Consider the following 26,956-nt stretch of genomic DNA (forward strand, 5'->3'; position numbering starts at 1 on the left):
TGCTGGATCGCGGCTTGCTGCGTTGGGGATGCGATGACGACACCTGTTCTTCTCTGGCTGCGCCAGGACCTCCGCCTTCATGACCAACCCGCGCTGATCGCCGCCGCGCATGCCGGGCCGGTGATCCCGGTCTATGTGCTCGACGACGACGCGCCGGGGAAATGGACGATGGGCGGCGCCCAGCGGTGGTGGCTGCACCATACGCTCGACTCGTTTGCCAAGTCGTTGGAGGACAAGGGGTCGAAGCTGGTCCTGCGACGCGGCGATGCGGTCGAAGTGCTGACGGCGCTGATGGAGGAAACCGGTGCCGAGCAGGTGCACGCGATCCGGCATTACGAGCCTTGGTGGCGGAAGGCCGAAGCAGCGCTTGGCGATCGGCTGTGCCTGCATGACGGCAACCACCTTGCCCGCGTCGAGGATGTGAAGACGGGGTCGGGCGGGCAGTTCAAGGTCTATTCCTCGTTCTGGAAGGCGCTGAACCAGATGATGCCGCCCGGCAATCCCGAGCCGGCGCCGCGGACGATTCCGGCGCCATCGAAATGGCCGAAGAGCGAGGCGCTGGCGGAGTGGGATCTGCTGCCGACCAAGCCGGACTGGTCGACGGGGTTCGGCGACTGGACGCCGGGCGAGGCTCAGGCGTTGAAGAACGCGAAGGCGATGGCGCCGATCGTCGAGGCGTATGACGTCGACCGCAACATACCGTCGGTCGAGGGCACCTCGCGCCTTTCGCCGCATCTCCATTTCGGCGAGATCTCACCGCGTGCGGTGTGGCACGCGGTCGATGGACACGGCGACGCGACGACGTTCCGCAAGGAACTGGCGTGGCGCGATTTCACCGATGGCGTCGTCCTGACGATGCCGGAGTACGGCGATACGAACGGGCGGCCGAAGTTCGACAAGCTGCCCTGGCGCTCGGGCAAGGAGGCCGACGCGGACCTGAAGGCGTGGCAGGAGGGCAGGACCGGCTATCCGATCGTCGATGCCGGGATGCGCCAGCTTTGGGCGACCGGATGGATGCACAACCGCGTGCGGATGATCACGGCGAGCTTCCTGGTGAAGCATCTGCTGATCGACTGGCGCGAGGGGGAGCGCTGGTTCTGGGACTGCCTCGTCGATGCGGATTACGGGAATAACTCGGTGAACTGGCAATGGGTGGCGGGGACCGGGGTGGATTCGAACATGTTCGGGCGGATCATGGCCCCGCTGACGCAGTCGGAGAAGTTCGATGCGAGTGACTATATCCGCGAGTGGGTGCCGGAACTGGCGAAGGTAACCGGCGAAGCGATCCATGATCCGGACGAGTCGGGCTGCCGGCCGAAGGCGTATCCGGCCAAAATCGTCGGCCACCGCGAAGGGCGGGAGCGGGCGCTCGAGGCTGGGCGGCACGCGCGCTAGGGTTGATTCTTCTCCCCTTCCTGGAAGGGAGGGGTTGGGGGTGGGTCGGGTTCCGCTTGGTCGACGGTCGTTGGCTCGAACCGGCCTACCCACCCCCGGCCCCTCCCTTTCAGGGAGGGGAGCGCGTTGTGGCCTTGGATCGCGTTCCAACCGGTACGACGTGGACGCCTCTTTCCTAGCCGCCGCCCGTGTTGCATGGAGCGCCGCGATGACCGCCGTTCCCGCTTTCGACGATGTGCCCGCCGCGCAGGTTTCCCCGGTCGCGCGTCTCCTCGCGCCAATGTTTCACCGTCTGCTCGACCGGATCGACGCGGGGCTGGAGAGCGGTGGCATAGACGCGCACTTGCCCGACGGCACGCGGCGGCTGATCGGCGGACGGGCTCCGGGGCCTTTGCCCGTCGTGACTTTGCACCGCTGGCGCGCGCTGGTCCGTCTGGCGACCGCGGGATCGGTCGGCTGGTACGAGGGCTGGGCGGCAGGCGACTGGTCAAGCCCCGATCCGGTGCCGCTGTTCGACCTGTTCATGCGCAACCGCCGCTCGCTCGGGAGTTCGGCGCGGTCGGGCGGCGTGGTGCGGTTGGCTGCGCGCGCGTGGCACCGGATGCGGCGTAACGACCCGACTGGCTCGCGCAAGAACATCGCGGCGCATTACGACCTCGGCAACGACTTCTACGAGACGTGGCTCGACCCAAGCCTGACCTATTCGAGCGGGATCTTCTCCGAGCCGTTCGACGATGCCGAACCGCATGAGGCGGCGCAGGGGACCAAGCTGCGCGCAATCCTCGACCGGACTGGGGCGCGGGCGGGCGATACGATCCTGGAGATCGGCTGCGGTTGGGGATCGTTCGCCGAGATGGCGGCGCGTGCGGGGGTCGGCGTGCACGCACTGACGCTGTCGACCGAGCAGAAGCGGCAAGTCGACGACCGGATCGCGGCGGCGGGGCTCGACGGCGTGCGTGTGGCGCTGACCGATTACCGCGACGTCACCGGCACGTATGACGCGGTCGCGAGCATCGAGATGGTCGAGGCGGTCGGCGAGGAATACTGGCCGGTGTATCTCGACGCGATCGCGCGCGCGCTGAAGCCGGGCGGGCGCGCGGCGTTGCAGTATATCTCGATCGATGATGCGATCTTCGATTCCTATTCGCGGAGTGTCGATTTCATCCAGCGTTACGTGTTTCCGGGCGGGATGCTGTTGTCCGAGCCGCGGTTTCGCGCGCTGTCGGAGGCGCGGGGGCTCGTGTGGGAGGACCGGCGTGGGTTCGGGCTGCATTATGCCGAGACGTTGCGGCGGTGGCGCGTGGCGTTCGATGCCGCGGTAGCGGAGGGGCGGTTGCCGGCGCGGTTCGATGCGCGGTTCGTAGCGTTGTGGCGCTACTATCTGATGTATTGCGAGGGCGGGTTTCTCGGCGGCGGGATCGATGTCGCGCAGGTTACGCTGGTGAAGCGGTAGTGTTTTCCTGCGAACGCAGGAGCCCAGGGTAACGGGGGGTGGCGATTGTGATCCTGGGCTCCTGCGTTCGCAGGAGAACGGTTAGCCGACCCGCTCGAAGTGACCGGCTTCAAAACCTTCGATTGCCAGCGCGACGATGCGATCGGCCACGACTGTCGGTTCCTTGACCGAGCTCGGATCCTCGCCCGGATAGGCGCGTGCGCGCATCTTGGTCCGCGTTGCGCCGGGATCGACGATCGCGGTACGGATAGCGCTGATCTCGGCCATCTCGTCGCCGTACGCGCCGAGCAGAGTCTCGAACGCCGCCTTCGACGCGCCGTAGAGGCCCCAATAGGCGCGGGGTTTGCGGCCGACGCTGGAGGTCACGCCGATCACGCGGGCCGACTTCGCCTTCTTCAGCATCGTGTCGAACGCAGCGATCATGGCCGCCTGCGCGCTGACGTTGAGCGTCAGAACCTGCGCCATTTCCTTCGGATCGATCGCCGGCACCGACGACAGCGAGCCGAGCATGCCGGCGTTGAGCACGAGGATGTCGAGCGCATCCCAGCGGTCGCCGATCGCCGTCGCCAGCCGCCCGATGGCTTCGCTCTCCGCCAAGTCGAGTGGTGCGATTGTCGCCGAGCCGCCGGCTGCGTGGATCGCCGCCTCGACTTCTTCGAGACCACCCGGCGTACGCGCCGTCAGGACGACGTGCGCACCCTTTGCCGCCAGCGCGACCGCGGTCGCGGCGCCAATGCCGCGGCTGGCACCAGTGACCAGCGCCAGCCGGCCTTCGAGAGGCTTGTCCGTCATATCAGCTCCGCGAGTATCAGATGACGCGTTCGGCGAGCATCGCGAACTGGTCGACTTCCGAGCCTTCGTCATGGTCGGTCAGCGTCGTCGGGTAATCCCCGGTGAAGCACGCATCGCAATATTTCGGGCGGACATCCGCGCGCTTCGCCTCGCCGAGCGCCTTGTAGAGGCCGTCGATCGAGATGAAGTTGAGGCTGTCGGCATGGATGAAGCCGGTCATGCCGCCGAGATCGAGCTTGGCCGCGAGCAGCTTCTCGCGCTCGGGCGTGTCGACGCCGTAGAAGCACGAATGCCGCGTCGGCGGGCTGGCGATCCGCATATGGACTTCGGCCGCGCCTGCCTCACGCATCATCTCGACGATCTTGAGCGAGGTCGTGCCGCGGACGATCGAATCGTCGACGAGGATGACCCGCTTGCCCTTGATCAGCGCGCGGTTGGCGTTGTGCTTCAGCTTCACGCCAAGATGGCGGACCTTGTCGCCCGGCGAGATGAACGTGCGTCCGACATAATGCGAGCGGATGATGCCGAGCTCGAACGGGATGCCCGATTGCTGCGCATAGCCGATCGCCGCCGGCGTGCCCGAATCGGGGACCGGGATGACGAGATCGGCATCGACCGGCGATTCGATCGCAAGCTGCGCGCCGATCGCTTTCCGCACCGAATAGATCGAGTGATCGTCGACGATCGAATCGGGGCGCGAGAAATACACCCACTCGAAGATGCACGGCCGCGCCGCCATTGGCGCGAACGGGCGGATCAAGCGGATCTCCGAACCCTGGACGATGACCAGTTCGCCCGGCTCGATCGCGCGGACGAAGGTGGCGCCGACGACATCGAGAGCGACCGTCTCCGAGGCGAAGATCACCGCGTCGCCGAGCTTGCCCATCACCAGCGGACGAATGCCCAAAGGATCGCGGCAGGCGATCATGCCCTCGGGCGTCATCACGATCAGCGAATAGGCGCCTTCGATCTGCTTCAGTGCGTCGATGAAGCGATCGAGCAGCGTCCGGTAGTTCGACGTTGCGACGAGGTGGATGATCGTCTCGGTATCGCTGGTCGACTGGAAGATCGAGCCGCGGCGGACGAGTTCGCGCCGCAGCCGCATCGCGTTGGAAATGTTGCCGTTATGCGCGATCGCGAAGCCGCCGGTTGACAGCTCGGCATAGAGCGGCTGGACGTTGCGCAGCGCGGTCTCGCCGGTCGTCGAATAACGGACATGGCCGCAGGCGACGGTGCCCGGCAGCGACCGGATCACGTCGTCACGGTCGAAGTTCCCGGCGACGTGACCCATCGCGCGGTGCGTATGGAAATGCGCGCCGTCGAAGGTCGTGATGCCAGCGGCTTCCTGGCCGCGGTGCTGCAACGCGTGCAGCCCCAAGGCTACGAGTGCGGCCGCGCCATCGGTGGCCGAAACGCCAAACACCCCGCATTCTTCGCGGAGTTTGTCGTCATCATAAGGGTTTGTCGTCAGCATGCCGGTTCTCACGTCGTGCGGAAGCTGCCCTATACGAGCGGATCGCCGGCTTGTCGCCTGTTTGTAATAACATTGCGCGCTGCTGGTCGCATCGGGCCGGCTTTTGGGTATATCCAGGCCATGACACACAGCCGCGACACGGGCCTGACGCTCGATCCGAAATTCGATTCCGCCGGGCTCCTGACCGCGGTCGTCACCGATCGCGTATCGGGCGACGTGCTGATGGTCGCGCACATGAACGCCGAGGCGCTGGCGGAAACTCAGGCGACCGGCGAGGCGCATTTCTGGTCGCGGAGTCGAGAGAAGCTCTGGAAGAAGGGCGAGACGTCGGGGAACGTCCTGCGCGTCGCCGAGCTTCGGATCGATTGCGATCAGGATGCGGTGTGGGTGATCGCGGACCCGGCGGGGCCAGCGTGCCATACCGGCGAGCGTACCTGCTTCTTCCGGCGGATCGAAGGGGGCAAGTTGGTGCCGGCCGAATGAAGCGGGTGCTGTTGCTCGCGCTCATGCTCGGCGGGTGTGGGCGGGAGCCGACGACTGCGGTGGCGGACAGCGCGGGAGCTCGGCTCGAGTCTGCGGCGGAGACGGCGGGGATCGTGCCCGACCCGAATGCGCCGCTAGAAGGATCATGGGCGCGCGATACAGACCGGGTCTGCGTTGTCGGCATCGAGAAGACCGCCCGTATCGGCGTCAGCGTCGACTATGGCGAGGATCAGGCGTGCGCCGGATCGGGGACCGTCGAGCGCGCGAACGATGCGCTGAAACTCGCGTTCGGCGCATGCAAATTCGACGCGCGCTTCGACGGCGATCGGATCGTGTTTCCCGCCGAAGTCCCCGAAGCCTGCGAGTCCCTCTGCACCGGCCGCGCCTCGCTCGCGGCACTGACCGTCGACCGGCTGAGCGAATCGCGATCGGAGGCCGCGACGCTACGGTCGACTAAGGGAAAGTTGCTTTGCGGCAATTGACGTTGACGTAAACGAGAGTTATTTCTCCGGGGATGGCGACACAAGCATCCCCTCGATTGCAGGCGACCCCGCAATCCTACGCGGTGATCGAGCCGCGACATGATCGCGAGAGCTTCACGATCTCCGACCTGTCGGCCGAGTTCGACGTGACCGCGCGGGCGCTCCGGTTCTACGAGGACGAGGGCCTGATCGCGCCCGAGCGTCGCGGGACGCAGCGTATCTATTCGCACCGTGATCGCGCGCGGCTCGCCTGGATCCTGCGCGGCAAGCGCGTCGGGTTCAGCCTCGGCGAAATCCGCGAGATGATCGATCTCTACGATCTCGGCGATGGCCGCCGTGCGCAGCGCCAGGTCGTGATCGAGCGCAGCCAGGCGCGGATCGCGCTGCTGACCGCGCAGAAGCGCGACATCGATCTCGCCATCGACGAACTCACCAGTTTCGTGGCCCTCCTCGAAGTGAGCCGCGCCCAGGACAACCAAGGATAAACCATGCCCCAGTATACGCCCCCCGTCCGCGACACGCGTTTCGTCCTCGAGCATGTCGTCGGTCTCGATCGCTACAATAACCTCCCCGGCTTCGATGCGGCCTCGCCCGACGTCGTCGACGCAGTGCTCGAAGAAGGCGGCAAGTTCGTCGCCGAAGTGCTGTTTCCGCTCAACCTGTCCGGCGACCAGCAGGGTTGCACGCGGCACGAGGACGGCTCGGTGACGACGCCGGACGGCTTCAAGGAAGCGTACAAGCAGTATGTCGAGAGCGGCTGGGCGACACTCGGCAACCAGCCCGAATATGGCGGGCAGGGCATGCCGCACGTCGTATCGACCGCGTTCCAGGAATACATGATCTCGTCGAACATGGCGTTCGCGATGTATCCAGGGCTCACGCACGGCGCGATCGCCGCGCTGATCGCCAAGGGCTCGGACGCGCAGAAGGCGATGTACGTGCCGAAGATGGTGTCGGGCGAATGGGGCGGCACCATGAACCTGACCGAGCCGCAGTGCGGCACCGATCTGGGCCTGATCCGCACCAAGGCCGAGCCGCAGGCAGATGGATCGTACGCGATCACCGGCACCAAGATCTTCATCTCGAGCGGTGAACACGACCTGACCGAGAACATCATCCACCTCGTGCTGGCCAAGACGCCGGGCGCGCCGGACAGTTCGAAGGGCATCTCGCTGTTCGTCGTGCCGAAGTTCCTCGTCGAGGAAGACGGGTCGCTCGGCGCGCGCAATGGCGTCACCTGTGGGTCGATCGAGCACAAGATGGGCATCCACGCGAACTCGACCTGCGTGATGAACTATGATTCGGCGACCGGCTGGCTTGTCGGCGAGGAGATGAAGGGCCTCGCCGCGATGTTCATCATGATGAACGCCGCACGTCTTGGCGTGGGCTTGCAGGGTCTCGGCGTTGCCGAGGTCGCCTACCAGAACGCCGTTCAGTATGCGCAGGACCGTCGCCAGGGCCGCGCGCTGACCGGGCCGAAGGAGCCGCAGGAGAAGGCGGACACGCTGTTCGTCCATCCCGACATCCGCCGCATGCTGATGGAGGGCAAGTCGCTGACCGAGGGCCTGCGCGCGCTGATCCTGTGGACCGCGCTCCAGGCCGATCTCGAGCATCATGCCGAGACCGAGGAAGAGCGCCAGCTCGCCGGCGACATCATCAGCCTGCTGACCCCGGTCATCAAGGGCTACGGCACCGACATGGGCTATGCGATCGCGACCAACGCGCAGCAGGTTTACGGCGGTCACGGCTACATCGCCGAATGGGGCATGGAGCAGTATGTCCGCGATGCCCGGATCGCGATGATCTACGAAGGCACCAACGGCGTGCAGGCGATGGACCTGGTCGGGCGCAAGCTCGCGCAGAATGGCGGGCGCGGGATCCAGGCGTTCTTCAAGCTGGTGGCGGACGACGTCGCTGCGGCGAAGGGCGATGAAGCGACGTCTGTGTTCGCCGAGGCGTTGGAGAAGGCGAACGGCCAGCTTCAGGCGGCGACGATGTGGTTCATGGCCAACGGCATGAAGAACCCCGAGAACGTGGGTGCGGGCGCGGTCAGCTACATGCACCTGATGGGCATCGTCGCGGTTGGCACGATGTGGCTGCGGATGGCGGTCGCTGCGGCGAAGCTGAAGGCAGCGGGCGAGGGCGAGACCGCGTTCCTCGACGCCAAGCTGGTGACGGCGCGGTTCTACGCCGAGCGGATCCTGCCGGATGCGGGCGCGCTGCGTCGCAAGATCGAAGGTGGGGCGGAGTCGCTGATGGCGCTGCCACCCGAGATGTTCATGGCCGCCTGATCGGATCTGCCTTTTGCTCCCCTCCCTGGAAGGGAGGGGCAGGGGGTGGGTCGGTTTCCGCGGATCCGAACCGTTGTGGCTCAAGCGGGCCGACCCACCCCCAACCCCTCCCTTTCAGGGAGGGGGGCAGGTTGCGCTTCCCTACTTAGGAGCGGCGGTAGAGACTGGCGTGGTCGTCGGCAGGGGCGGGGTAGCCACCACCGTCTTCCGCCGCACTCCGTTCAATTCGGCAGCCGCCGGAGCAGTTGGCAAAACCGCGGCAGGCACCGGCACAGCCGTCAGCGTCGCCTGAACCTTCATGCACTGCGTCGGATCGACGCGCTTGAACTGGCGGCAGTTCCACAGCGACTTCTCATAATTGCTCGACCGGTCGCGCAGGTAGCTGAAGCCCAGCGCGGCGGTCTGGGCGGGTGCCAGCGGGAGCGATGTCGCCGCCTTGCTGCCGTCTGTCCACGCCATGTACCGGCAGAACGGCTTGTCCCCGCACGCCTGTGCCGCGAGCGTAGTGAGTCCGTCGGCGGTCTGGCCACGGGGCAGGGCTACGAGGATAGTATCGCCATCGACTGGCACCGCGGGAGCAGGCGTCGTTTCCGCAACGGGTCCGAACCCCATCGCGATCGACGCCTCTGCAAGCGCGGCATCCGCCTCAGCCAACGCAGCGCCGGTTTTGTGCGCGTCCGACAGTTCCGCGAGCTGCGCGATGACCGGCTCGACGGTCTCCGGGTGACGCCCGAACGCAGGCGGCGTGCCCCACCAGCCCGACCAGCGGAAGAACAGGTGCGTGTTCACCGCGGTGATCTTGTCGAGGCTCGACTGCCAGTACGGCACGACCCAGTCGGTATGGTAATGCGTGGCATAGCCGACCTGCTTGAACACCGCGCCGGACAGTGACGCCGCAGCAACTTCGCGCGCGCGACGCCAGGCGTCGTCGGTCGGGTGCCACCGGGTAAGCGCGCCGTCGCAGCTGAAGCTGAACTGGCAGCCGGTCGAACGGTCCTGCCCCTCGAACACGACGCCGCACACGGTCTTCGGAAAGGCCGGGTGGCGCAAGCGGTTCAGCACGACCTGCGCGACCGCGCGTTCGCCAAGCGTATCATCGCCCGCCTCGTAGAGGATGCCCGCCGCCATGCAGTCCGTCGCGCGCGCCAGATCCTCCGGCCCGCCGGCGAAGCGGAACGGCCGCGCCGCCGGGTTGGGATCGGTCGAGAACGGCACGGTCGCGTTGAACGCACGCGCGTCTTCGGGGCTGAGATCGACGAACTTGACCGGCTCGACCTCAGGCACTTCGGCTTGCGGCACGACCCGGCCCGCGGGCAGCTTCACCCGCTTCGACACGTGGACGATCGTCGGCGCGTTGGCGACGACCAGCACAGGCCCAACGATCGCCAGCCCGGAGACGCCGACGAGGATGGCGCGCAGCACGTTCGTGCCGCGCGCGGAAAGCTCTGCTGTCACTGTTCGGGCAGGAAGTCCGGGACCGACAGATAGCGCTCGCCGGTGTCGTAGTTGAACCCGAGAACCCGAACGTTGTCAGGCAGATCGGGGAGCTTCTGAAGGATCGCTGCGAGCGTCGCGCCCGAGCTGATGCCGACCAGCATGCCCTCTTCGGTCGCCGAACGGCGCGCCATGTCCTTCGCCACCGCGGCGTCGACCTCGATCACGCCATCGAGCGCCTGCGTGTGCAGATTGACCGGGATGAAGCCTGCGCCGATGCCCTGGATCGGGTGAGGCCCCGGCTGGCCGCCGGCGATCACCGGCGATGCGGCGGGCTCGACCGCGTAGACCTTGAGCGACGGCCATTCCTTCTTCAGCGCCTCGGCGACGCCGGTGATGTGACCACCGGTGCCGACGCCGGTGATGATCACGTCGATCGGCGTGTCGCGGAAGTCGGCGAGGATTTCCTGTGCGGTCGTAGCGAGATGCACGGCGATGTTCGCAGGGTTTTCGAACTGCTGCGGCATCCACGAGCCGGGCGTCTGCTCGACCAGTTCCTTCGCACGCTCGATCGCGCCCTTCATGCCCTTCTCGCGCGGAGTCAGGTCGAAGGTCGCGCCGTATGCGAGCATCAAGCGACGGCGTTCGATCGACATGCTCTCGGGCATGACGAGGACGATCTTGTAGCCCTTCACCGCGGCGACGAGGGCGAGGCCGATGCCGGTGTTGCCGCTGGTCGGCTCGATGATCGTGCCGCCGGGCTGAAGATGGCCGTCCTTCTCCGCTGCCTCGATCATGGCTAGCGCGATGCGGTCCTTGATCGACCCGCCTGGGTTCGAACGCTCGGACTTCACCCACACTTCGGATTCGGGGAACAGCTTCGACAGGCGGACGTGCGGCGTGTTGCCGATCGTATCGAGGATCGAGTTGGCCTTCATGGCTTGGCTTCTCCGTGTTCGGGTTCGGTCTCTAGGATCTCTGGGGGATCAAAGGTTTTCGCGCGGCCTAGTTCCGGGAACAGTCGCGCCCAGCCGATCGTGATCGCAATAGCACCGACGCCGCCGAACACCACCGCGCCGACCGGACCGAGCAGCGACGCCATCACGCCGCTCTCGAATTCGCCCAGTTCGTTCGAGGCCGAAATGGTGAGCTGCGACACCGCGCTGACGCGGCCGCGCATCGCGTCGGGCGTGTGGAGCTGGATGAGCGACTGGCGGACATAGACCGAGATCATGTCCGCGCCGCCCGCGACGATCAGCGCGACGAGGCTGAGGACGAAGGCGGGCTGGACGGGGATGCCGCCGATCGTTCCGGGCGCGATGCCGAGCAGGTTTACGATGGGCGTGGCGACGCCGAAGGTCAGGATCGCGAGGCCGAACACAACGACAGCCACGAGCATCTTCACGCCGACGTTGGTGCTCATCGGTCGGACCGAGAACCAGATCGCCGTCACCGCCGCGCCGATCCCCATGCCGGCGGCGAGAACGCCGAGCCCCTGCGAGCCGACGTGGAGGATGTCGCGCGAATAGACCGGGAGTAGCGACGTGGCGCCGGCGAGCAGCACCGCGAACAGGTCGAGCGTGATGGTGGCGAGGACGAGGCGGTTGCGCCGGACATAGGTGAAGCCCTCGATGATCCGGGCGAGGGGGCGGTGGTCGGTCTGCGCGGCGGGCTGCGGCACCGGGCCGATCAGGAACATGAAGAGGAGCGCGACGACGAACAGGATCGTCGCGACGCCGTAGGCGACCTCCGGGTGGATCGCGTAGAGGAGGCCCCCGACGCTCGGGCCCGCGATCGTGCCGACCTGCCAGGCGATCGAGCTGATTGCGATCGCGGTCGGAAGGACGGCGCGTGGGACCAGGTTGGGGGCCAGTGCTGAATAGGCTGGGCCAGAGAAGGCTCGGGCGACGCCGAACGCTACCGCAGCCACGAACAGCACGCCGAGCGTGAGGTGCCCCGTCCAAGTCAGCAACCATAGGGTTGCGGCCGTCAGTACCAGCAGCGCGGTCGTGCCGCGAACGATCCAGCGGCGGTCGAAGCTGTCCGCGACCAAGCCGGTGATCGGGGTGAGGAGGAACAGCGGCACGAACTGCGCGAACCCGATCATGCCGAGCATGAAGGCCGCCTGGCGGATGTCCATCGTCTCGCGGGCGATGTTGTAGACCTGCCACCCGATCACGATCGACATCGCGCTGACGGCTATAGTGCCGGTGAAGCGGGACAGCCAATAGGCGCGGAAATTGGCGATCCGTAAGGGATGCTGGTGGGGGTCTGCGGTGGAGTCCATTGCGGTTGGCTTTAGGCTTGGGTGAACGGGCAGGGCAACCGGAGCTTTGCTTGGGGTGGGGATAGAGGCTCAAGCCGAGGATGCCCAACCGAAGAAAGCTTGTTTCCCCGCGAAGGCGGGGACCCAGACTGGGCTCCCGCCTTCGCGGGAGAACAAGGAAGCGGGAGGTGTCCCGTCTGAGCAACCAGATCGTCACCACCGCTATCCCTGCATATCGGCACCACCCCGGCGAAGGCCGGGGCCCAATTGGGGGACGTCGCCAACTGAGCGATGAGCGTCGTTACTACAACCTTACCAATTGGGCCCCGGCCTTCGCCGGGGTGGTTTGCTCGTGCGGTAGGGCTCGCGCGACCTATCGAGCGCCCCATCCCACACCCCGCAAACCGACATACCCCAGACGGGAATTGATGTTCCGCCCCGTCCGCGCCTATAGGCTCCCTCAACTCCCCTACGGAAAACGAGGTTTCCCACATCGTGGCCAAGACCCCCCCACCAGCACGCGCAATCGCCGAACCGCCGATTACGAACCGCGAACGACCGGCCGAACCAAAGCCGTACGAGGCGTCGAAGGACGAACTGCTCGAAATGTATCGGCAGATGCTGCTGATCCGACGTTTCGAGGAAAAAGCGGGCCAACTCTATGGCTTGGGCCTGATCGGTGGCTTCTGCCATCTCTACATCGGCCAGGAAGCGGTCGCTGTCGGCCTGCAGTCCGCGCTCAACGGCGAGACCGATTCGGTGATTACCGGCTACCGCGATCACGGCCACATGCTCGCCTACGGGATTGACCCGAAGGTGATCATGGCCGAGCTGACCGGACGCAATTCGGGGATCTCGAAGGGCAAGGGCGGGTCGATGCACATGTTCTCGACCGAGCATAAATTCTACGGCGGCCACGGCATCGTCGGTGCGCAGGTGTCGCTCGGCACCGGCCTCGCGTTCAAGCATAAATACTCGAACGACGGCGGCATCTGCATGGCCTATTTCGGCGACGGCGCCGCGAACCAGGGCCAGGTGTACGAGAGCTTCAACATGGCCGAGCTGTGGAAGCTGCCGATCATCTTCGTGATCGAGAACAACCAGTATGCGATGGGCACCAGCGTCAATCGCGCCTCGGCCGAGGACCAGCTGTATCGCCGCGGCGAGAGCTTCCGTATTCCCGGTATCCAGGTCGACGGCATGGACGTGCTCGCCTGCCGCGGTGCCGCCGAGGAAGCGCTGGCGTGGGTCCGCGCCGGCAAGGGCCCTGTCATCCTCGAGATGAAGACCTATCGCTATCGTGGCCACTCGATGTCCGATCCGGCCAAGTACCGCACGCGTGACGAGGTCCAGGCGGTCCGCGACAAGTCGGATCCAATCGATCACATGAAGAAGCTGCTCGACGCGCAGGGCGTGACCGAGGCGGACCTCAAGTCCCTTGAACAGGAAATCAGGAAAATCGTGAACGAAGCCGCCGATTTCGCCGAGCAGACCCCGGAGCCGGATGCTGCCGAGCTCTACACCGACGTTCTGGTGGAGAAGTACTGATGGCGATCGAGATCAAGATGCCCGCGCTCTCCCCGACGATGGAAGAGGGCACGCTGGCCAAGTGGCTCGTCAAGGAAGGCGACAGCGTCAAGTCGGGCGATATCCTCGCCGAGATCGAGACCGACAAGGCGACGATGGAGTTCGAAGCGATCGACGAAGGCACGATCGGCTCGATCAGCGTCGCCGAAGGCACCGACAACGTGAAGGTCGGCACCGTCATCGCGACGATCCTCGAAGAGGGCGAGAGCGCGACCGACGCCAAGCCAACCGAGGCACGCTCCGGCGATGCGGCCAACGCCGCGCCGAAGGAAACGCCATCGGACGACAAGGCTCCCCCGGTTCCCGAAGGCGCCTCGCCCGCGAAGGCCGAGAGCGGCACGCAGCAGCTCGTAGCGTCGGCAGAGAAAGTCGGCATCTCCGACCCGGCGATCCCCGAGGGCACCGAGATGGTCAAGACGACCGTCCGCGAAGCCTTGCGCGATGCGATGGCCGAGGAAATGCGCGAGGACGACCGCGTCTTCGTGATGGGCGAGGAAGTCGCGCAGTATCAGGGCGCGTACAAGGTCACGCAGGGGCTGCTCGACGAGTTCGGCGACCGTCGGGTGATCGACACGCCGATCACCGAATACGGCTTTGCCGGCATCGGTGCAGGCGCGGCGATGGGGGGCTTGCGCCCGATCGTCGAGTTCATGACCTTCAACTTCGCGTTGCAGGCGATCGACCACATCATCAACTCGGCCGCCAAGACCAACTACATGTCGGGTGGCCAGATGCGCTGCCCGATCGTGTTCCGTGGTCCGAACGGCGCGGCGTCGCGCGTGGGTGCGCAGCATTCGCACAACTTCGCGGCGTGGTATGCGAGCGTACCCGGCCTGATCGTGATCGCGCCGTATGACGCGGCGGACGCGAAGGGCCTGTTGAAGGCGGCGATCCGCACCGAGGATCCGGTCGTGTTCCTCGAAAACGAGCTGATGTACGGTCGCAGCTTCGACGTTCCCAAACTCGACAACCACGTCCTGCCGATCGGCAAGGCGCGGATCGTCCGCGAGGGCAAGGACGTCACGATCGTCAGCTACTCGATCGGCGTGGGCATCAGCCTCGAAGCCGCCGAGAAGCTCGCCGAAGAGGGCATCGACGCGGAGGTCATCGACCTGCGCACGCTGCGCCCGCTCGACACCGAGACGGTCCTGAAGAGCCTCGCCAAGACCAACCGCATGATCATCGTCGAAGAGAATTGGGCAACCTGCTCGATCGCCTCGGAGATCGTGTCGGTGGTGATGGAGCACGGCTTCGACGACCTCGACGCGCCAGTGCTGCGCGTCACGAACGAAGACGTGCCGATGCCCTATGCGGCGAACCTCGAAAAACTGATGCTGGTCGACGTCGCGAAGGTCGTGACGGCGGTGAAGAAGGTTACTTACAAGAAGTGATCGAGGGTGCAGTCGCGGCCTCACGCGGCGACTGCACCTCAGCTCGTGTATTTGTTGCAGGTCATCAGTGTGGCCGCCGGTGACGGATTATAGACCTGGCCGAAATCGCGCCGGTCGCGGACGATGAACGATGCGATGTAGCGGAGCTTGGCTGCCCCGTTCGGCAGCCAGCCGGTGCCGACGACTGGCTTGTAGTCGTAGTTGATCTCGACGAACATCACGCCTGAATTGTTGGGTGATACGACCTTGGCACCGGTCTCGCCCATACCACCGGGGATGACGCTCCCCGGATGGGATGCCGAATTGTCCGCACCTGACATACTGGTGTTGACCCCCGCAGTTGGATCATAGGGCGCGGTGGTGCTATCGGCAGCGGCCGGAGAGCCGCCCGATATCGTCGTACGACCATAGGTCGAATCATAGCCGGCACCGGATTTCATGCCGAGGCACCGTTGCCAGTGTATCGTCTGCTTGCCGTCCTTGTCAGCCTCCAGGCTGGACAAGGTGATACGTCCGCGAGTGGTAAGGTCCCATGCCGCCCCCTGGGCCCTGGCGGCGGCAAAGACGTCGTTGATATCCACTTCGCGCAGTTGCTGGGTTACCAGCGTACTCTGGACGCCGACGCGCGAGGCGTTGTCGGCAAGATTGAGCGCAACTTGGCTGACGCGTAGATTGGCGAGCGCGAGATTGGCAGTCTCGACACCCCATAGGCCGAGCGTGACGACCAGAGGCGCGGTGAAGGCGAACTCGAGCAGCGCAAGCCCCGATCGATCGTCACGGAACCGACGGGCGAACGCTGTCGCGCGGTCATACACGGTAATCAAGTGCATATGTTCTTCACCGTGACGGCGGACTGTGAGGCATAGGGCTGGTTCTTCAGGAACGTCTTGGCGACGATCGTCTGGGTGGGGGCAACACCAAAGAAGCTGGCGACCGGAAAGAGCCGCGGATAGCTGATCTTGACCGTGTAGAGCGTGACGTCGTTGGCACCGCCCTGGCCGGATGCGCCGGGATCGGTGTCGTACGTCCCGTTGCCATTGATGTCGTCGAAACACTCTTTTGCATCGCGTACGCCGTTGCCGTTCGTATCGGTGAATGGTTCGGGCTTTGCCGAAGTGAACGTCGCATAGTTCGCGCGCTTGGGCGTACCGACGAAGCTGGCGCCGGACGAGATCGTCTTTACCATGTCGAGCACGGACTGGTCGATCGCAGCAGCATTGTCCGCCCCGCCCTGGATCGCTGAATCGCGACCCGCTTTCTGGATCGCACCTTCGAGGATCGATTGCGCATAGACCTGATACATCAGTTCGCCCAACCCCATGATCATGGCGAGCATGACGGGGAGGACCATCGCGAATTCGATCACCGTCACGCCACGCCGGTTGTTGCTGAAATAGCGAAAGATGTCGAGCTTCCTCACTTCGAGATCCGCAGCATGGCGACCTGATTGGCGATCGACTTGAACGCCGCCTGCAGCGAGTCATTGTCGCTGGCGTAATAGGCCTGCCCGGGAGAGGCGCACGCGGTCAGTTGCGTCGTCAGCGTCTGTCCGAACCCGACCACGAACACCTTGATGTTGCGCGCCTTGGCTGCAGTACATTCAGCGACGAACCTCGCATTGTGATCGTCGAGTTGATCCGAAGAGTCGCCGCCGGTGACACGCTTGTCGTAGCGTTCAATGCCATACATTCCGTAGAGGTCGTAGTTCGGCGTCATGTCGCCATCGGTCATGAATACGATGTAGCGGTTCGGCGCGGATCGGCCCGGCCAAGGTGCCGTATCCGCAGCGAACATACCGGTCGGTGAGATCATCCGGGTACCCCAGATCATGCCGGTATCGTGATACGTGCCGCCTTGTGCCTTGAAGTCGCTGGCGTTGACGTAATCATCGACGTCGTCTCGAGACAATTTTGCCAGGCGTTGCACCTTCTTGCCGCAGGACACGTAACCGAGCGATATGTTCTTGTTCCAGGCCGGCGTCGGGTTGGCGATCATATTGGTGTATGCGGTCATCTGCTGATCGTTCGCGTTGACATAGTAATCGCCATAGGGCGTCGCGCTGTTACCCGCATAGGTAACGCCGTTGTTCGTCGCCGACGTGCCTGTGCCGCGGTAATAAATCACATCGGGCCACATCGGCCGCCATCGTGTGTCGTCATTCGTCGCCGGCAGATCGGGATCCAGATCGGCGGGCAGGCTGCTCTGGTTGAACGACGACGCGCCTGCGGTTGTGGTGCGCTCCTCAACGCAGCCCTGCCACTTCGCGGTCGTGCCAGTGATCTTGCTCGGATCGGGAACATCGACGCCCGTAATGTACTTGCTGACGTCGTAGTTGACCTGGGTGTAAAACCAGTTGGGCTTCACCGGTTGCGACGTCACGGTGCAGGTTCCCACGTTCGACGTCGACGTATTCCCGGTCCAAGACACGGTCGACGCCGTTGCGGTGCCCGACGTCGTGTAGCCACGCGACGGAGACCGTGTCGCATAGCCGCTGCAGACCGATTGCGTGATGTTCCTGTATGTCGTCGTGCTGGCCTGGCCGTTGTTCGCATCGCCGATAATTCTGCGGCTCTCATAATTCCAGGTTTTCACGAGATTGTCCGGGGACAGGCTCGTCAACGCGTAGCCAGCGTTAACCGTAGACGTATACGTGACGAAGCCGTAGCGGATGTTCGTGGTGGGATCGACGTTGCCTGCCAGCGTATCGTAGAAATTGAGCACTGCACTGCGCAAGCCAGACAATTTCGACTCGCTTTTTTCGGTGACGTAGTAGCCGGTGTTGCCGTCGTCTTGCCTATAGGACACGACAGGCTGGCTGCAGCCCCCCGTACCGTCCGCGGTCGTGCAAGCCATGGACCCGGTCGTATCGAGGACGAACATGATGTCGGCGTCGGCAACGTCGTAACGTGCTTCGCATTTTACGCTCAGCGTCACGTCGGGAGCGCCGAACATCTTCATGATGGTCATCGGAACCGAAGAACTGGCAACGCCCGCGACCTGCTGATCGGTTGTTTTCGACGGCGTGAAGATTGCGGTCTTCGTGCCCATCCAACCGAGGCGGAAATTGTTCTTGAAGAACGCGTTTGCCTGGTCGGTGGCGGTCTTGTCCAGTGTCGTGAGGTTGCTGCTGGTCATGAATTTGCGCCCGGCGAGGGCACCGGCATCGCAGGCCTGCTGAAGGCGGACCTTTACGACATACAGCCGCGCGACGTCGATTGCAGAACCGGCCAGCGCAGCCAGCGGGATCATCGCTGCCGCCATGATGGCAATGGTATTGCCGCGCACGTCGTTACGCAGCCGACCGAGAACGGTCGTCGCCTTTATCGTCTGCATGCCGTGCTTCGTGGTCATGGGTATCCCGACAGGATCATCATCGATCTCGCCGCGTCATGCGGTACGACCCCGTAAGCCGGGCTCAAAACATATGGTTAATTGAGTAGTAACTAGGTCATGCCGAATGATGCGGGATGATCGACGCGATCGGGGGCGCTATGGGCAAGGCATGAACTCTGCCGATCCGGGCCATGCCCTTGCTCTGAGCTACGCTCCGCCGGCCGCGCGGGTCGCACTGGAAACGCTGTTTGCGCTCGATGACCGACTTGCGACGATCGTTCGTTCCACGCGCGAGCCTCTGGTCGGGCAGATGCGGTTGACTTGGTGGCACGAAGCGTTGACGCGACTGGACACGGCACCCGCGCCCCAAGAGCCTGTACTACAAGCGATTGCGCTATCGGTGTTGCCAGGCCGCGTATCCGGAACGTCGCTCGCGGCGATGACTGATGGTTGGGAGACGCTGCTGCAGGCGGAGGTCGATCCGGCGACGATCGAAGCCTTTGCTGTCGAACGGGGCGGCCGGTTGTTCGAAGCGGCGTCGATGATCCTTGGCGTCGAGGACCCGCGGGTGGGTATCGCAGGCGAAGGATGGGCGCTGGTCGATCTCTCCCGAAGCGTGACGGATCCATCGCTGGCCAACCTCGCGCGGTCATTGGCCCATGCACGGTTTGAAACGGCGTTCGGGGCGCGGTGGCCGCGGGCTGCCCGATCGCTGGGTGCCATCGCGTTGCTCGCGCAATTCGACAACGCTGCAGCAATGGGTGGTTCGCCGGGGCCGACACGGCGCATCGCGCGGTTGGCGTGGCATAGATTGACCGGATACTGACCAATCGGATGGGGATCGTCTGCGGCGAGGCCTAGCGTGCGGGCTGGGCAATGGGGGCGGCGGCGATGTGGCGGTATCTGGCGGGCGGTGCGGCGTTGATCGCGTTGATCGCGGCGGGGTTCATGGTGTTCAGCGGGAAGGCGCGGCCGGGTCCGCTGCTACCGCCTCAGCCGATGGCGCAGGTGAGCGACGCCGCGGGCGCGTCCGATCCGCTACCCGATGCCGCGCCTGAGGCGACCGAAAAGACTCGCGAGCAGAAGCGGTTCGATCGCTACGACAAGGACCGCGATGCCAAGATCACGCGCGAAGAATATCTGGTCCAGCGGCGCAAGGCTTACGCGCGGCTGGACGTCGATGGCGATGGCAAGCTGTCGTTCGACGAATGGGCGGTGAAGGCGACGACCAAATTCGCCGACGCCGACCGTGACAAATCGGGAACGATGACCGCCCCCGAATTTGCCACGACGGCGGTCAAGCGGAAGGGGCCAGCTCGGATGAATTGTCCGCCGGTTCAGGCTGTTGCCGAGGAGAGTTGAGCCACTCTGCGAGCGCCGCGCGGCCACGATCCGTGTACATCCGCTTGCGATCCGCCTTCTTGGTGCGGCCCGTGATCGGCGGGAACAGGCCGAAATTGACGTTCATCGGCTGATACGTCTCGACCTCTGCGCCGCCGGTGATGTGGCCCAGCAGGGCACCGAGCGCCGTCGCATAGGGCGGGGGCATCAGAGTCGTGCCTGTGAGTTCGGCCGCCGCGAACAGCCCGGCGAGCATCCCGATCCCGCAGCTCTCGATATATCCTTCGCACCCGGTGATCTGGCCTGCGAAACGAATGTTCGGGCGCGACTTCAACCGCAGCGTCTCGTCGAGCAATTCCGGCGATCGGATGAAGGTGTTGCGGTGCAGGCCACCCAATCGCGCGAACTCGGCATTCTCAAGACCGGGGATGGTGCGGAACAAGCGGACTTGGTCGGCATGCTTCATCTTGGTCTGGAAGCCGACGATGTTCCACAGCGTGCCCTGCGCGTTATCCTGCCGGAGCTGGACGACGGCGTGCGGCCAGCGCCCGGTCTTCGGGTTGTCGAGCCCGACCGGCTTCATCGGGCCATAGCGCAGCGTATCGACGCCGCGCTCCGCCATTACCTCGATCGGCATGCAGCCGTCGAAATACGGTGTGTCCTTCTCCCATTCCTTGAACGGGGTCTTCTCGCCATCGATCAGGCCCTGGTGAAAGGCCAGATACTGGTCCTTGTCCATCGGGCAGTTGATGTAATCCTTGCCCTCGCCCTTGTCCCAGCGCGACGCGAACCACGCGGTGTCCATGTCGATCGAATCGCGGTGGACGATCGGCGCGAGCGCGTCGAAGAACGCGAGCGCCTCGCGGCCGGTCTCGGCACCGATCCCGGCGGCCAGCGAGGCGGCGGTGAGCGGACCGGTGGCGATGATCGTCGGGCCGTCGGGCAGTGCGTCGATGCGTTCGCGAACGAGCGTGATGTTCGGATGCTGGTCGATCGCCTCCGTCACGCTGGCCGAGAAATTGTCGCGGTCGACGGCGAGCGCGGAGCCGGCGGGGACGCGGTGGATGTCCGCCTGCCGCATGATCAGCGATCCGAGCGTACGCAGCTCCTGATGGAGCAGCCCGACCGCGTTGGCCTCGGCATCATCCGAGCGGAAGCTGTTCGAGCAGACGAGTTCGGCGAGGCCGTCAGTCTGGTGCGCAGGGGTCTCTTCGCCGCTGCCGCGCATTTCGGACAGGCGGACCTTGAGGCCGGCTTCAGCGAGTTGCCAAGCGGCTTCGGAGCCGGCGAGGCCGCCGCCGATGACATGGATATCGTGGGTCATTCGGGTCAGATAGCGACGGACGCTTGCCGTGTCAGGTCCGCAATACCACTTCGCCTGCATGACAGACCCGACGAAGATCTTCACGATCGGCTATGAGGCCACGACGATGGCCGATTTCCTCGCGGCATTGAAGGCGGCGGGGGTGGAGCGGGTGATCGACGTCCGCGCGCTTCCGTTGTCGCGGCGACCAGGGTTTTCGAAGACCTCGCTTGCCGCTTCGTTACGCGAGGTAGAGATCGATTACGTGCACCTGAAGGCGCTCGGCACGCCGAAGCGCGGGCGCGATGCGGCCAAGAAGGGCGACGTCGCGACGCTGACGGCGGTCTATGACGAACAGCTTGAGCTTCCCGAGGCGCAGGCGGCCGCAGCGATCATGCTCGGGCTGGCGGCCGAGAAGCCGAGCGCGCTGCTGTGTTATGAGCGCGACCCGTGCCATTGCCACCGCACCTTGCTGCTGCAGGCGGTAGGCGAGGGTGCCGAAGTGGTGGATCTGTTCACTTAGAAGAGGTCGAACTCGCTTCAAACGCTCCGTCATCCTGACGACAGTCAGGATCCAGAGTAATTGCGGACTGGCCTCATGGCTCTGAATTCTGACTTTCGTCAGGATGACGGGCATGGGTTCATGGCCGAACGTTGCTTTCAGCCTCACGCGCCGCTAACGAGCACCCATTCGCCCTGGACCCGGTGCAATTCCGGGTGGCTATTCCGGCCGCCGATCCGCCGGACAACGCAACGACGCCTCTGAAGTGAACCGCCTGCCAAGACAGCGCCGCGGTTCGTGCGTCCTATGCGGATACATCCATGACATCCTTATCTTTTTCTCGTTACCGCGCCGAATGGTTCAGCGGCCCGACCGCCGCGCGCCGCGACATTCTCGCCGGGATGGTCGGCACCTTCGCGCTGATTCCCGAGGTCATCGCCTTCTCGTTCGTCGCGGGCATCGATCCCGAAGTCGGCCTGTTCGCGTCGTTCGTGATCGGCATCGTCATCGCCTTTGCCGGCGGGCGCCCAGCTATGATCTCCGGCGCGGCCGGCTCTGTTGCGCTGGTGGCCGCCGCGCTGGTCCACGCCCACGGCCTGCAATACCTGCTGGTCGCGACGATGCTCGCAGGGCTGCTCCAGATCGCGTTCGGGCTCGCCAAGCTCGACGTGCTGATGCGGTTCGTCTCGAAGTCGGTCCGCACCGGGTTTGTCAACGCACTCGCAATCCTGATCTTCTCCGCGCAGGTGCCGCAGATGGTCGGCGTCAGTTGGCAGGCCTATGCGATGATCGCCGGCGGTCTCGCGATTATCTACCTCATGCCGCGCATCTCGAGCGTAATACCGTCGCCGCTGATCTGTATCGTCGTGCTGACCGCGATCGCGATGTGGGTGCCGATGCCGCTGAAGACGGTCGGTGATCTCGGGCGGTTGCCGTCGACCCTGCCGTCGTTTGGCCTGCCGGACGTGCCCTTCACCTGGGACACGTTGCGGATCGTTGCCCCCTATGCGCTGGCGATGGCCGCGGTCGGGTTGCTCGAATCGATGATGACCGCCAGCGTGGTCGACGAGCTGACCGAGACGACGAGTTCGAAGGCGCGCGAGTGCACCGGGCTGGGCCTCGCCAACATCGCCGCGGGCGCATTCGGTGGCATCGCCGGTTGCGGCATGATCGGCCAGACCGTCGGCAACGTCCGCTATGGCGGGCGAGGACGGCTGTCGACGCTGGTCGCAGGCGTGTTCCTGCTGGTCGTCATGGTGCCGCTCAGGCCATGGGTCGCGCAGGTGCCGGTCGCGGCGCTTGTCGCGATCATGATCATGGTGTCGATCAGCACCTTCTCTTGGGGTTCGATCCGCGAACTCGGCCGGCATCCCAAGATGTCGAGCGTGGTGATGGTCGCAACCGTGATCGTCACCGTCGCAACGCACGACCTTTCGCTTGGCGTCGGTGTCGGCGTGCTGCTCAGCGGCGTGTTCTTCGCGTGGAAGGTCACGCGGCTGATGGACGTCACGGTCGAGCACGACACGGCAAGCGACACGCGGATCTACCGTGTCGGCGGTCAGGTGTTCTTCGCTAGCGCCGATATCTTCGCGGACCGCTTCGATCTTCGCGAGACTGCACGCGCAGTGCGGATCGACCTGACGCGCGCGCATCTTTGGGATGTCACCGCCGTCGCTGCGCTGGAAGACGTGGTGGCCAAGCTGCGGCGTCACGGCACGATGGTCGAAGTCGTCGGGCTCAATACGGCGAGCGAGACGCTGGTCGATCGCCACGCGCCCCTGCTGCTCGACTAACGTACAGGCTTGGCAGCTTCAATGAAGTGAAGCTGCCAAGCCTTTGTTATAGAATAGTTTTGTTTACTACTGAGGAACGGTGTCGTTCTCGACCGGCGCTTCGTCACGCGTCACGCGTGCCGTCATACCCGTCGCATCGGCATCGTCGCGCATTTGCTCGTCGGGCGCGACCGGCGGTTCGCGTTCCGGCTCGACCGCGTTCACCGTCGGGGGAGCCTCGACCGGTGCCGTCTCGACCGGCGCCGGAGCAGGCGTCGGCGCTGCTTCGGACTCGGTGACGCCGGTATCCTCGACCATGTTGGTATCGGTCGGCGGCTGATCGGGCTCCGAGCGTGAGCAGCCGGCCATGGCCATTGCGGCAAGCAGGCCGCCGGCAATGGCGGTACGCGTGCGGTTGGAAATCGTCATGTCTGATCCTCTCAACGAGCGGCGATCGTCTGGCGAGCGGTGCGCGCCTCGATCTTGGAAGCGAGGGTGCCGTCCCAGTTATAAGGGTCGGCGCGGAAGTTCATCTGGCCGTTGCCACTAGCAAACGCGGTCCAGTAGAGCAGATACACCGACACAGGCTTGGTCAGGCGAGCACGGACCGTGTCACCCTTGGCGACCGCGGCGTCGACCATCTCGGGCGTCCAGGATGGATCACCCTTGAGCAGCAGGTCTGCGAGTTCCGCAGGCTTTTCAAGGCGAACGCAGCCATGGCTCGCAAGCCGGCTGAAACTCGCAAACTTCGCACGGCTGGGCGTATCGTGGAGATAGACCGAATAGTCGTTGGCGAAATCGAACTTGAACCGCCCCAGCGCGCTCTGGTCGCCGGCTTGCTGCTGCAACCGCGTGCCGTCGATCACCTTGATGCCGTTGCGCTTGAAATAGCCGGGGTTGGCCTTCTCCTTCGGCCACAGTTCCTTGGTCGCGATCGACGTCGGCACGTTCCACGGCGGATTGATCACAATGCTGTGGATCGTCGAGGACAGCATCGGCGTCTCGTCCCCGGGCCGGCCCGTCACCGCGCGCATCGACTGCACGGGGGTATCGCCATCGAACACCGTCAGCACGGCCGCGGCGATATTCACCTGGATACGATCGCGCGGCAGGTCCTGGGGCAGCCAGCGCCAGCGCTCCATGTTCGCCATGATCTGACGCACGCGATCACCGGCGGAGACATTGAGCGCGGCGAGAGTCTGCGTCGAAACGATCCCGCTCGGGTTGAGACCATAGCGACGCTGGGCACGGCGTACCGCTTCCACCAGCGGCGCGTCGAAACGGTCGCCGCTGGTCGCGACGTCCTTGTCCTCCGCCGCGAGACGCTTGCGCAGCGCGATCACGCGAGGACCGGTCGCGCCGATCGTAAAATCGGGACCCGACGCGAGCGGAGCCCAGCCGCCAGCAGACGCGATCGACCGGTAATTTTGGAGGCCCTTCCGCAGGCCATCATAGCCTGCATAGGGCGGTGGCAGCGATGCGAACCATGCTGCGATCCGGTCGAGCCGCACGGCATCGGCAAAGGCAGGCGTCGGATCATAGGCCGGTGGACGCAGGCCCCAATCCCGCTGAAAGTCGGCTTCGCTCAGCCGCCCAGCATGCACCGCGCGGGCATGGTCGAGTGCCGCGCGGACGAGTTCGTCCTTGCTCGGCGCGGTAGTCGACGCGGTTGCGGCCGACTTCAGCCCCTGCGCGACGATGTCGCCATTGAGTAGTCTGTCGAGCAAGGCGGCCTGCGCGTCGCTCAACGGCGGCACGGTGATGACCGGCGGCGCGAGCGTCGGCGTCGGCATGGCGGCGGGCGCAGTCGGGACGACCGGCGGCGGCGTAACCTGCGCGAACGACGCGGTCGCCATCAACAGCGGTGTTGCCGCGAGCACCGACCGGACCACGCCAGTCTTCATTCGTCCATCATCGAAACCGCGAGCCATAATCGTCCTGTCTTGTATCTGGTCGATGCTTTCGCACGACGTAGCTCTCCCTTAGCTGAACCGGACCCGCTAAGCATCGCCAATCGGGCAAAATGAACGGTTCAGGCCAGGGGGGCGGGTTTTTCCTGCCGGGCCAGCACTTCGTAGGCCATCACGGCGGTCGCGACGGCGGCATTGAGGCTGTCCGCCTTGCCGAGCATCGGGATCTTGACCAGCACGTCGCACGCCTCGGCCATCTCCGGCGGCATGCCCTGCGCTTCGTTACCCGTCAGCAGGAAGGTCGGGCCGGTATAGGTCGCCGCCCGGTAATCGGTGTCGGTGTCGAGGCTGAGACCGACGAGCTGCCCGGGGCCGGTGCGCAGCCAGGTGTGGAACGGCTCCCACTCGGTCTTGACGACGGGGATCGTGAACAGCGCCCCCATGCTCGCGCGGACTGCCTCGACCGAGAAGGGATCGACCGACTCGCCGATCAGGATCAGCCCGCCCGCGCCGACCGCATCGCCGGTGCGCAGGATCGTGCCGAGGTTGCCCGGATCGCGTAGCCGTTCGGCGACCAGCCAGATGCCGGAGGTGGTGCGATCGAGGTCTTCGAGCGTCGCATCGAACTCGTCGAACACCCCGACGACTGCTTGCGGGTTATCCTTGCCGGACAGCTTTGAAAGAATGTCCGGCGTGGTCTGGATCGAATCACCGCCGGCATCCTCGACGTCCATCGACAGCGCGTGGACGAGGGGATGGTTCGCACTCGCCGCAGCGTAGAACAGCGTACGCGGCAGGCGACCGGTCTCGCGCGCTTCGGTGAGGATGCGCAGGCCTTCAGCGAGGAACTGCTTGGCCGCGCGCCGATGTCGCTTGTCGCGCAAGTCGCGGACGTACTTGATCAGCGGGTTCGAAAAGGCGGTTATCTCGCGGGGCATTCTTGTCCTCCCCTCCCGTATGCGGGAGGGGCCGGGGGTGGGCTCCCGGCCTCAGCAAATGGTTCGATTATGGTGAGCGCGCGCCCACCCCCAACCCCTCCCGCCTGCGGGAGGGGAGTAAGAAGGTCAATCCTCGCCGAACTTCGCCTCGACCAGTTCGGCGAGCGCCGCGACCGTATGCTCCGCGCCGTCACCGGTCGCGCTGATCGTGATCGCGTCACCCATGGCAGCACCGAGCATCATCAGTCCCATGATCGACGTGCCGGTGACGTGGTCCGACCCATCCTTGGTCACGCTGACCTCGACCGGGTGCGAAGACGCGAGCGTCACGAACTTCGCACTCGCCCGCGCATGGAGCCCACGACGATTGGTGATCTGGACGGTGCGCGAGACCTCGCTCACGCCGCAGCCTCGCCGAGAACCTCGGAGGCGACCGAAATATATTTGCGCCCGGCCTCGCGCGCTGCCGCAACCGCCGCGACGACGGTCATCGACTTGCGCGCCGAGCCCAGCCGGATCAGCATCGGCAGGTTCATGCCCGCGATCACCTCGATCCGACCGCGCTCCATCAGCGAGATGGCGAGATTGGACGGGGTGCCACCGAACAGGTCGGTCAGCACGATCACGCCGCGCCCGACATCGACCGCCTGGATCGCGGCGGCGATATCCGCGCGGCGCTCCTCCATGTCGTCGTCGGGACCGATCGCGATCGGCGCGACGCGTTCCTGCGGGCCGACGACGTGGATCATCGCGCGAACGAATTCCTCGGCCAGTCGACCGTGCGTTACCAGAACAAGGCCGATCATGTC

Annotated in this window: 26 protein-coding genes and 1 other annotated feature; of the genes, 12 read left to right on the top strand and 14 right to left on the bottom strand. The window is 65.0% G+C overall.

Annotated elements, in window-relative coordinates; genetic code table 11:
• Nucleotides 1-33 precede the first annotated feature (33 nt).
• Nucleotides 34-1,395 (top strand): deoxyribodipyrimidine photo-lyase, encoded by a 1,362-nt coding sequence (locus C8J42_RS08625; protein WP_133019663.1) that lies wholly within the window; start codon nt 34-36, stop codon nt 1,393-1,395.
• Between the two features lie 208 nt (nt 1,396-1,603).
• On the top strand, nt 1,604-2,848 hold the full coding sequence (locus C8J42_RS08630; RefSeq protein ID WP_133019664.1) for a cyclopropane-fatty-acyl-phospholipid synthase family protein: 1,245 nt from the start codon (nt 1,604-1,606) through the stop codon (nt 2,846-2,848).
• A gap of 81 nt (nt 2,849-2,929) precedes the next feature.
• On the opposite strand, the gene C8J42_RS08635 is transcribed toward C8J42_RS08630, so the two are convergent.
• Together C8J42_RS08635 and purF are read right to left on the bottom strand one after the other, a co-directional pair.
• Complete coding sequence (locus C8J42_RS08635) at nt 2,930-3,640, bottom strand: SDR family NAD(P)-dependent oxidoreductase (RefSeq protein ID WP_133019665.1); 711 nt, start codon at nt 3,638-3,640, stop codon at nt 2,930-2,932.
• A 16-nt stretch (nt 3,641-3,656) separates the two neighbouring features.
• Complete coding sequence (gene purF / locus C8J42_RS08640) at nt 3,657-5,114, bottom strand: amidophosphoribosyltransferase (RefSeq protein WP_133019666.1); 1,458 nt, start codon at nt 5,112-5,114, stop codon at nt 3,657-3,659.
• A gap of 120 nt (nt 5,115-5,234) precedes the next feature.
• Between purF and hisI the strand changes: the two genes are divergently transcribed.
• The 4 genes from hisI to C8J42_RS08660 are packed head-to-tail and all read left to right on the top strand — an operon-like array spanning nt 5,235 to nt 8,370.
• Nucleotides 5,235-5,597, top strand: a complete 363-nt coding sequence (gene hisI, locus C8J42_RS08645) for a phosphoribosyl-AMP cyclohydrolase (protein ID WP_133019667.1) — start codon at nt 5,235-5,237, stop codon at nt 5,595-5,597.
• Nucleotides 5,594-6,079, top strand: coding sequence for a hypothetical protein (locus tag C8J42_RS08650; protein ID WP_133019668.1), 486 nt, complete (start codon nt 5,594-5,596; stop codon nt 6,077-6,079). Before hisI ends, C8J42_RS08650 begins: the two co-directional genes overlap by 4 nt.
• Before the next feature lie 32 nt (nt 6,080-6,111).
• Nucleotides 6,112-6,564: a MerR family DNA-binding transcriptional regulator gene (locus C8J42_RS08655; protein ID WP_056049049.1), complete on the top strand. Its 453-nt coding sequence runs from the start codon at nt 6,112-6,114 to the stop codon at nt 6,562-6,564.
• A gap of 3 nt (nt 6,565-6,567) precedes the next feature.
• On the top strand, nt 6,568-8,370 hold the full coding sequence (locus C8J42_RS08660) for an acyl-CoA dehydrogenase C-terminal domain-containing protein (protein WP_133019669.1): 1,803 nt from the start codon (nt 6,568-6,570) through the stop codon (nt 8,368-8,370).
• 141 nt (nt 8,371-8,511) lie between these two features.
• Here the strand turns inward: C8J42_RS08660 and C8J42_RS08665 are convergent, their stop codons facing one another.
• From C8J42_RS08665 to C8J42_RS08675, 3 genes are read right to left on the bottom strand one after another with little or no spacing between them, the layout of a single operon-like run.
• Nucleotides 8,512-9,825, bottom strand: coding sequence for a cell wall hydrolase (locus C8J42_RS08665; RefSeq protein WP_243644205.1), 1,314 nt, complete (start codon nt 9,823-9,825; stop codon nt 8,512-8,514).
• Entirely contained in the window at nt 9,822-10,742 is a 921-nt protein-coding gene (gene cysK / locus C8J42_RS08670; RefSeq protein WP_133019670.1) for a cysteine synthase A, read from the bottom strand. Before cysK ends, C8J42_RS08665 begins: the two co-directional genes overlap by 4 nt.
• Nucleotides 10,739-12,091, bottom strand: a complete 1,353-nt coding sequence (locus C8J42_RS08675) for an MFS transporter (protein ID WP_133019671.1) — start codon at nt 12,089-12,091, stop codon at nt 10,739-10,741. The genes cysK and C8J42_RS08675 overlap by 4 nt, the downstream gene beginning before the upstream one ends.
• 519 nt (nt 12,092-12,610) lie before the next feature.
• Here C8J42_RS08675 and pdhA point away from each other — a divergent pair.
• Both pdhA and C8J42_RS08685 read left to right on the top strand, forming a co-directional pair.
• Complete coding sequence (gene pdhA / locus C8J42_RS08680) at nt 12,611-13,618, top strand: pyruvate dehydrogenase (acetyl-transferring) E1 component subunit alpha (RefSeq protein ID WP_107955681.1); 1,008 nt, start codon at nt 12,611-12,613, stop codon at nt 13,616-13,618.
• Nucleotides 13,618-15,048, top strand: coding sequence for a pyruvate dehydrogenase complex E1 component subunit beta (locus C8J42_RS08685; protein WP_133019672.1), 1,431 nt, complete (start codon nt 13,618-13,620; stop codon nt 15,046-15,048). Before pdhA ends, C8J42_RS08685 begins: the two co-directional genes overlap by 1 nt.
• A 38-nt stretch (nt 15,049-15,086) precedes the next feature.
• On the opposite strand, the gene C8J42_RS08690 is transcribed toward C8J42_RS08685, so the two are convergent.
• Genes C8J42_RS08690 through C8J42_RS08700 form a run of 3 tightly spaced genes read right to left on the bottom strand, consistent with a single transcriptional unit; the run spans nt 15,087 to nt 18,399 of the window.
• Complete coding sequence (locus tag C8J42_RS08690; RefSeq protein ID WP_133019673.1) at nt 15,087-15,878, bottom strand: histidine kinase; 792 nt, start codon at nt 15,876-15,878, stop codon at nt 15,087-15,089.
• A complete protein-coding gene (locus C8J42_RS08695) occupies nt 15,869-16,468 on the bottom strand; it encodes a TadE/TadG family type IV pilus assembly protein (RefSeq protein WP_243644207.1) in 600 nt (199 codons plus the stop codon). The genes C8J42_RS08690 and C8J42_RS08695 overlap by 10 nt, the downstream gene beginning before the upstream one ends.
• Nucleotides 16,465-18,399, bottom strand: a complete 1,935-nt coding sequence (locus tag C8J42_RS08700) for a TadE/TadG family type IV pilus assembly protein (RefSeq protein WP_133019674.1) — start codon at nt 18,397-18,399, stop codon at nt 16,465-16,467. Before C8J42_RS08700 ends, C8J42_RS08695 begins: the two co-directional genes overlap by 4 nt.
• A gap of 151 nt (nt 18,400-18,550) precedes the next feature.
• On the opposite strand from C8J42_RS08700, the gene C8J42_RS08705 reads away from it, so the two are divergent.
• Both C8J42_RS08705 and C8J42_RS08710 read left to right on the top strand, forming a co-directional pair.
• Nucleotides 18,551-19,207 carry a squalene/phytoene synthase family protein gene (locus C8J42_RS08705; protein WP_133019675.1) on the top strand — a complete coding sequence of 219 codons (657 nt, stop codon included), beginning with the start codon at nt 18,551-18,553 and terminating at the stop codon, nt 19,205-19,207.
• Between the two features lie 50 nt (nt 19,208-19,257).
• Nucleotides 19,258-19,743 (top strand): EF-hand domain-containing protein, encoded by a 486-nt coding sequence (locus tag C8J42_RS08710; protein ID WP_243644208.1) that lies wholly within the window; start codon nt 19,258-19,260, stop codon nt 19,741-19,743.
• Here the strand turns inward: C8J42_RS08710 and trmFO are convergent.
• Nucleotides 19,679-21,046, bottom strand: a complete 1,368-nt coding sequence (gene trmFO, locus C8J42_RS08715; protein WP_133019677.1) for a methylenetetrahydrofolate--tRNA-(uracil(54)-C(5))-methyltransferase (FADH(2)-oxidizing) TrmFO — start codon at nt 21,044-21,046, stop codon at nt 19,679-19,681. The two genes, C8J42_RS08710 and trmFO, sit on opposite strands and share 65 nt — an antisense overlap.
• A 58-nt stretch (nt 21,047-21,104) precedes the next feature.
• On the opposite strand from trmFO, the gene C8J42_RS08720 reads away from it, so the two are divergent.
• Nucleotides 21,105-21,548, top strand: a complete 444-nt coding sequence (locus tag C8J42_RS08720; protein ID WP_107955615.1) for a DUF488 domain-containing protein — start codon at nt 21,105-21,107, stop codon at nt 21,546-21,548.
• 172 nt (nt 21,549-21,720) lie between these two features.
• Nucleotides 21,721-21,776, top strand: a sequence feature (sul1 is cis-regulatory element that is thought to sense ions involved in sulfur or methionine metabolism; They are found in Alphaproteobacteria).
• A 71-nt stretch (nt 21,777-21,847) separates the two neighbouring features.
• Nucleotides 21,848-23,320 carry a SulP family inorganic anion transporter gene (locus C8J42_RS08725; RefSeq protein WP_133019678.1) on the top strand — a complete coding sequence of 491 codons (1,473 nt, stop codon included), beginning with the start codon at nt 21,848-21,850 and terminating at the stop codon, nt 23,318-23,320.
• Between the two features lie 66 nt (nt 23,321-23,386).
• On the opposite strand, the gene C8J42_RS08730 is transcribed toward C8J42_RS08725, so the two are convergent.
• The 5 genes from C8J42_RS08730 to C8J42_RS08750 form a co-directional block, all read right to left on the bottom strand.
• Nucleotides 23,387-23,728, bottom strand: coding sequence for a hypothetical protein (locus tag C8J42_RS08730; protein ID WP_120300208.1), 342 nt, complete (start codon nt 23,726-23,728; stop codon nt 23,387-23,389).
• A gap of 11 nt (nt 23,729-23,739) precedes the next feature.
• Entirely contained in the window at nt 23,740-25,203 is a 1,464-nt protein-coding gene (locus C8J42_RS08735; protein ID WP_133019679.1) for a L,D-transpeptidase family protein, read from the bottom strand.
• A 128-nt stretch (nt 25,204-25,331) separates the two neighbouring features.
• A complete protein-coding gene (locus C8J42_RS08740; RefSeq protein ID WP_133019680.1) occupies nt 25,332-26,147 on the bottom strand; it encodes an RNA methyltransferase in 816 nt (271 codons plus the stop codon).
• A 126-nt stretch (nt 26,148-26,273) separates the two neighbouring features.
• The gene (locus C8J42_RS08745; RefSeq protein ID WP_133019681.1) at nt 26,274-26,549 is read right to left on the bottom strand and encodes an HPr family phosphocarrier protein; all 276 of its coding nucleotides are present in this window, start codon (nt 26,547-26,549) and stop codon (nt 26,274-26,276) included.
• Nucleotides 26,546-26,953, bottom strand: coding sequence for a PTS sugar transporter subunit IIA (locus C8J42_RS08750; RefSeq protein WP_056058662.1), 408 nt, complete (start codon nt 26,951-26,953; stop codon nt 26,546-26,548). Before C8J42_RS08750 ends, C8J42_RS08745 begins: the two co-directional genes overlap by 4 nt.
• Nucleotides 26,954-26,956: the final 3 nt, after the last annotated feature.

Origin of the sequence: Sphingomonas sp. PP-CE-1A-559 (assembly GCF_004340965.1) — a bacterium.
Classification (GTDB): domain Bacteria; phylum Pseudomonadota; class Alphaproteobacteria; order Sphingomonadales; family Sphingomonadaceae; genus Sphingomonas.

Excerpts from the sequence above, each read along its gene's own strand:
- C8J42_RS08625 (WP_133019663.1), top strand. The coding sequence starts at position 34 with ATGACGACACCTGTTCTTCTCTGGCTGCGCCAGGACCTCCGCCTTCAT.
- C8J42_RS08630 (WP_133019664.1), top strand. The coding sequence starts at position 1,604 with ATGACCGCCGTTCCCGCTTTCGACGATGTGCCCGCCGCGCAGGTTTCC.
- C8J42_RS08635 (WP_133019665.1), bottom strand. The coding sequence starts at position 3,640 with ATGACGGACAAGCCTCTCGAAGGCCGGCTGGCGCTGGTCACTGGTGCC.
- purF (WP_133019666.1), bottom strand. The coding sequence starts at position 5,114 with ATGCTGACGACAAACCCTTATGATGACGACAAACTCCGCGAAGAATGC.
- hisI (WP_133019667.1), top strand. The coding sequence starts at position 5,235 with ATGACACACAGCCGCGACACGGGCCTGACGCTCGATCCGAAATTCGAT.
- C8J42_RS08650 (WP_133019668.1), top strand. The coding sequence starts at position 5,594 with ATGAAGCGGGTGCTGTTGCTCGCGCTCATGCTCGGCGGGTGTGGGCGG.
- C8J42_RS08655 (WP_056049049.1), top strand. The coding sequence starts at position 6,112 with ATGGCGACACAAGCATCCCCTCGATTGCAGGCGACCCCGCAATCCTAC.
- C8J42_RS08660 (WP_133019669.1), top strand. The coding sequence starts at position 6,568 with ATGCCCCAGTATACGCCCCCCGTCCGCGACACGCGTTTCGTCCTCGAG.
- cysK (WP_133019670.1), bottom strand. The coding sequence starts at position 10,742 with ATGAAGGCCAACTCGATCCTCGATACGATCGGCAACACGCCGCACGTC.
- C8J42_RS08675 (WP_133019671.1), bottom strand. The coding sequence starts at position 12,091 with ATGGACTCCACCGCAGACCCCCACCAGCATCCCTTACGGATCGCCAAT.
- C8J42_RS08685 (WP_133019672.1), top strand. The coding sequence starts at position 13,618 with ATGGCGATCGAGATCAAGATGCCCGCGCTCTCCCCGACGATGGAAGAG.
- C8J42_RS08690 (WP_133019673.1), bottom strand. The coding sequence starts at position 15,878 with ATGCACTTGATTACCGTGTATGACCGCGCGACAGCGTTCGCCCGTCGG.
- C8J42_RS08700 (WP_133019674.1), bottom strand. The coding sequence starts at position 18,399 with ATGACCACGAAGCACGGCATGCAGACGATAAAGGCGACGACCGTTCTC.
- C8J42_RS08705 (WP_133019675.1), top strand. The coding sequence starts at position 18,551 with ATGAACTCTGCCGATCCGGGCCATGCCCTTGCTCTGAGCTACGCTCCG.
- C8J42_RS08710 (WP_243644208.1), top strand. The coding sequence starts at position 19,258 with ATGGGGGCGGCGGCGATGTGGCGGTATCTGGCGGGCGGTGCGGCGTTG.
- trmFO (WP_133019677.1), bottom strand. The coding sequence starts at position 21,046 with ATGACCCACGATATCCATGTCATCGGCGGCGGCCTCGCCGGCTCCGAA.
- C8J42_RS08720 (WP_107955615.1), top strand. The coding sequence starts at position 21,105 with ATGACAGACCCGACGAAGATCTTCACGATCGGCTATGAGGCCACGACG.
- C8J42_RS08725 (WP_133019678.1), top strand. The coding sequence starts at position 21,848 with ATGACATCCTTATCTTTTTCTCGTTACCGCGCCGAATGGTTCAGCGGC.
- C8J42_RS08730 (WP_120300208.1), bottom strand. The coding sequence starts at position 23,728 with ATGACGATTTCCAACCGCACGCGTACCGCCATTGCCGGCGGCCTGCTT.
- C8J42_RS08735 (WP_133019679.1), bottom strand. The coding sequence starts at position 25,203 with ATGAAGACTGGCGTGGTCCGGTCGGTGCTCGCGGCAACACCGCTGTTG.
- C8J42_RS08740 (WP_133019680.1), bottom strand. The coding sequence starts at position 26,147 with ATGCCCCGCGAGATAACCGCCTTTTCGAACCCGCTGATCAAGTACGTC.
- C8J42_RS08750 (WP_056058662.1), bottom strand. The coding sequence starts at position 26,953 with ATGATCGGCCTTGTTCTGGTAACGCACGGTCGACTGGCCGAGGAATTC.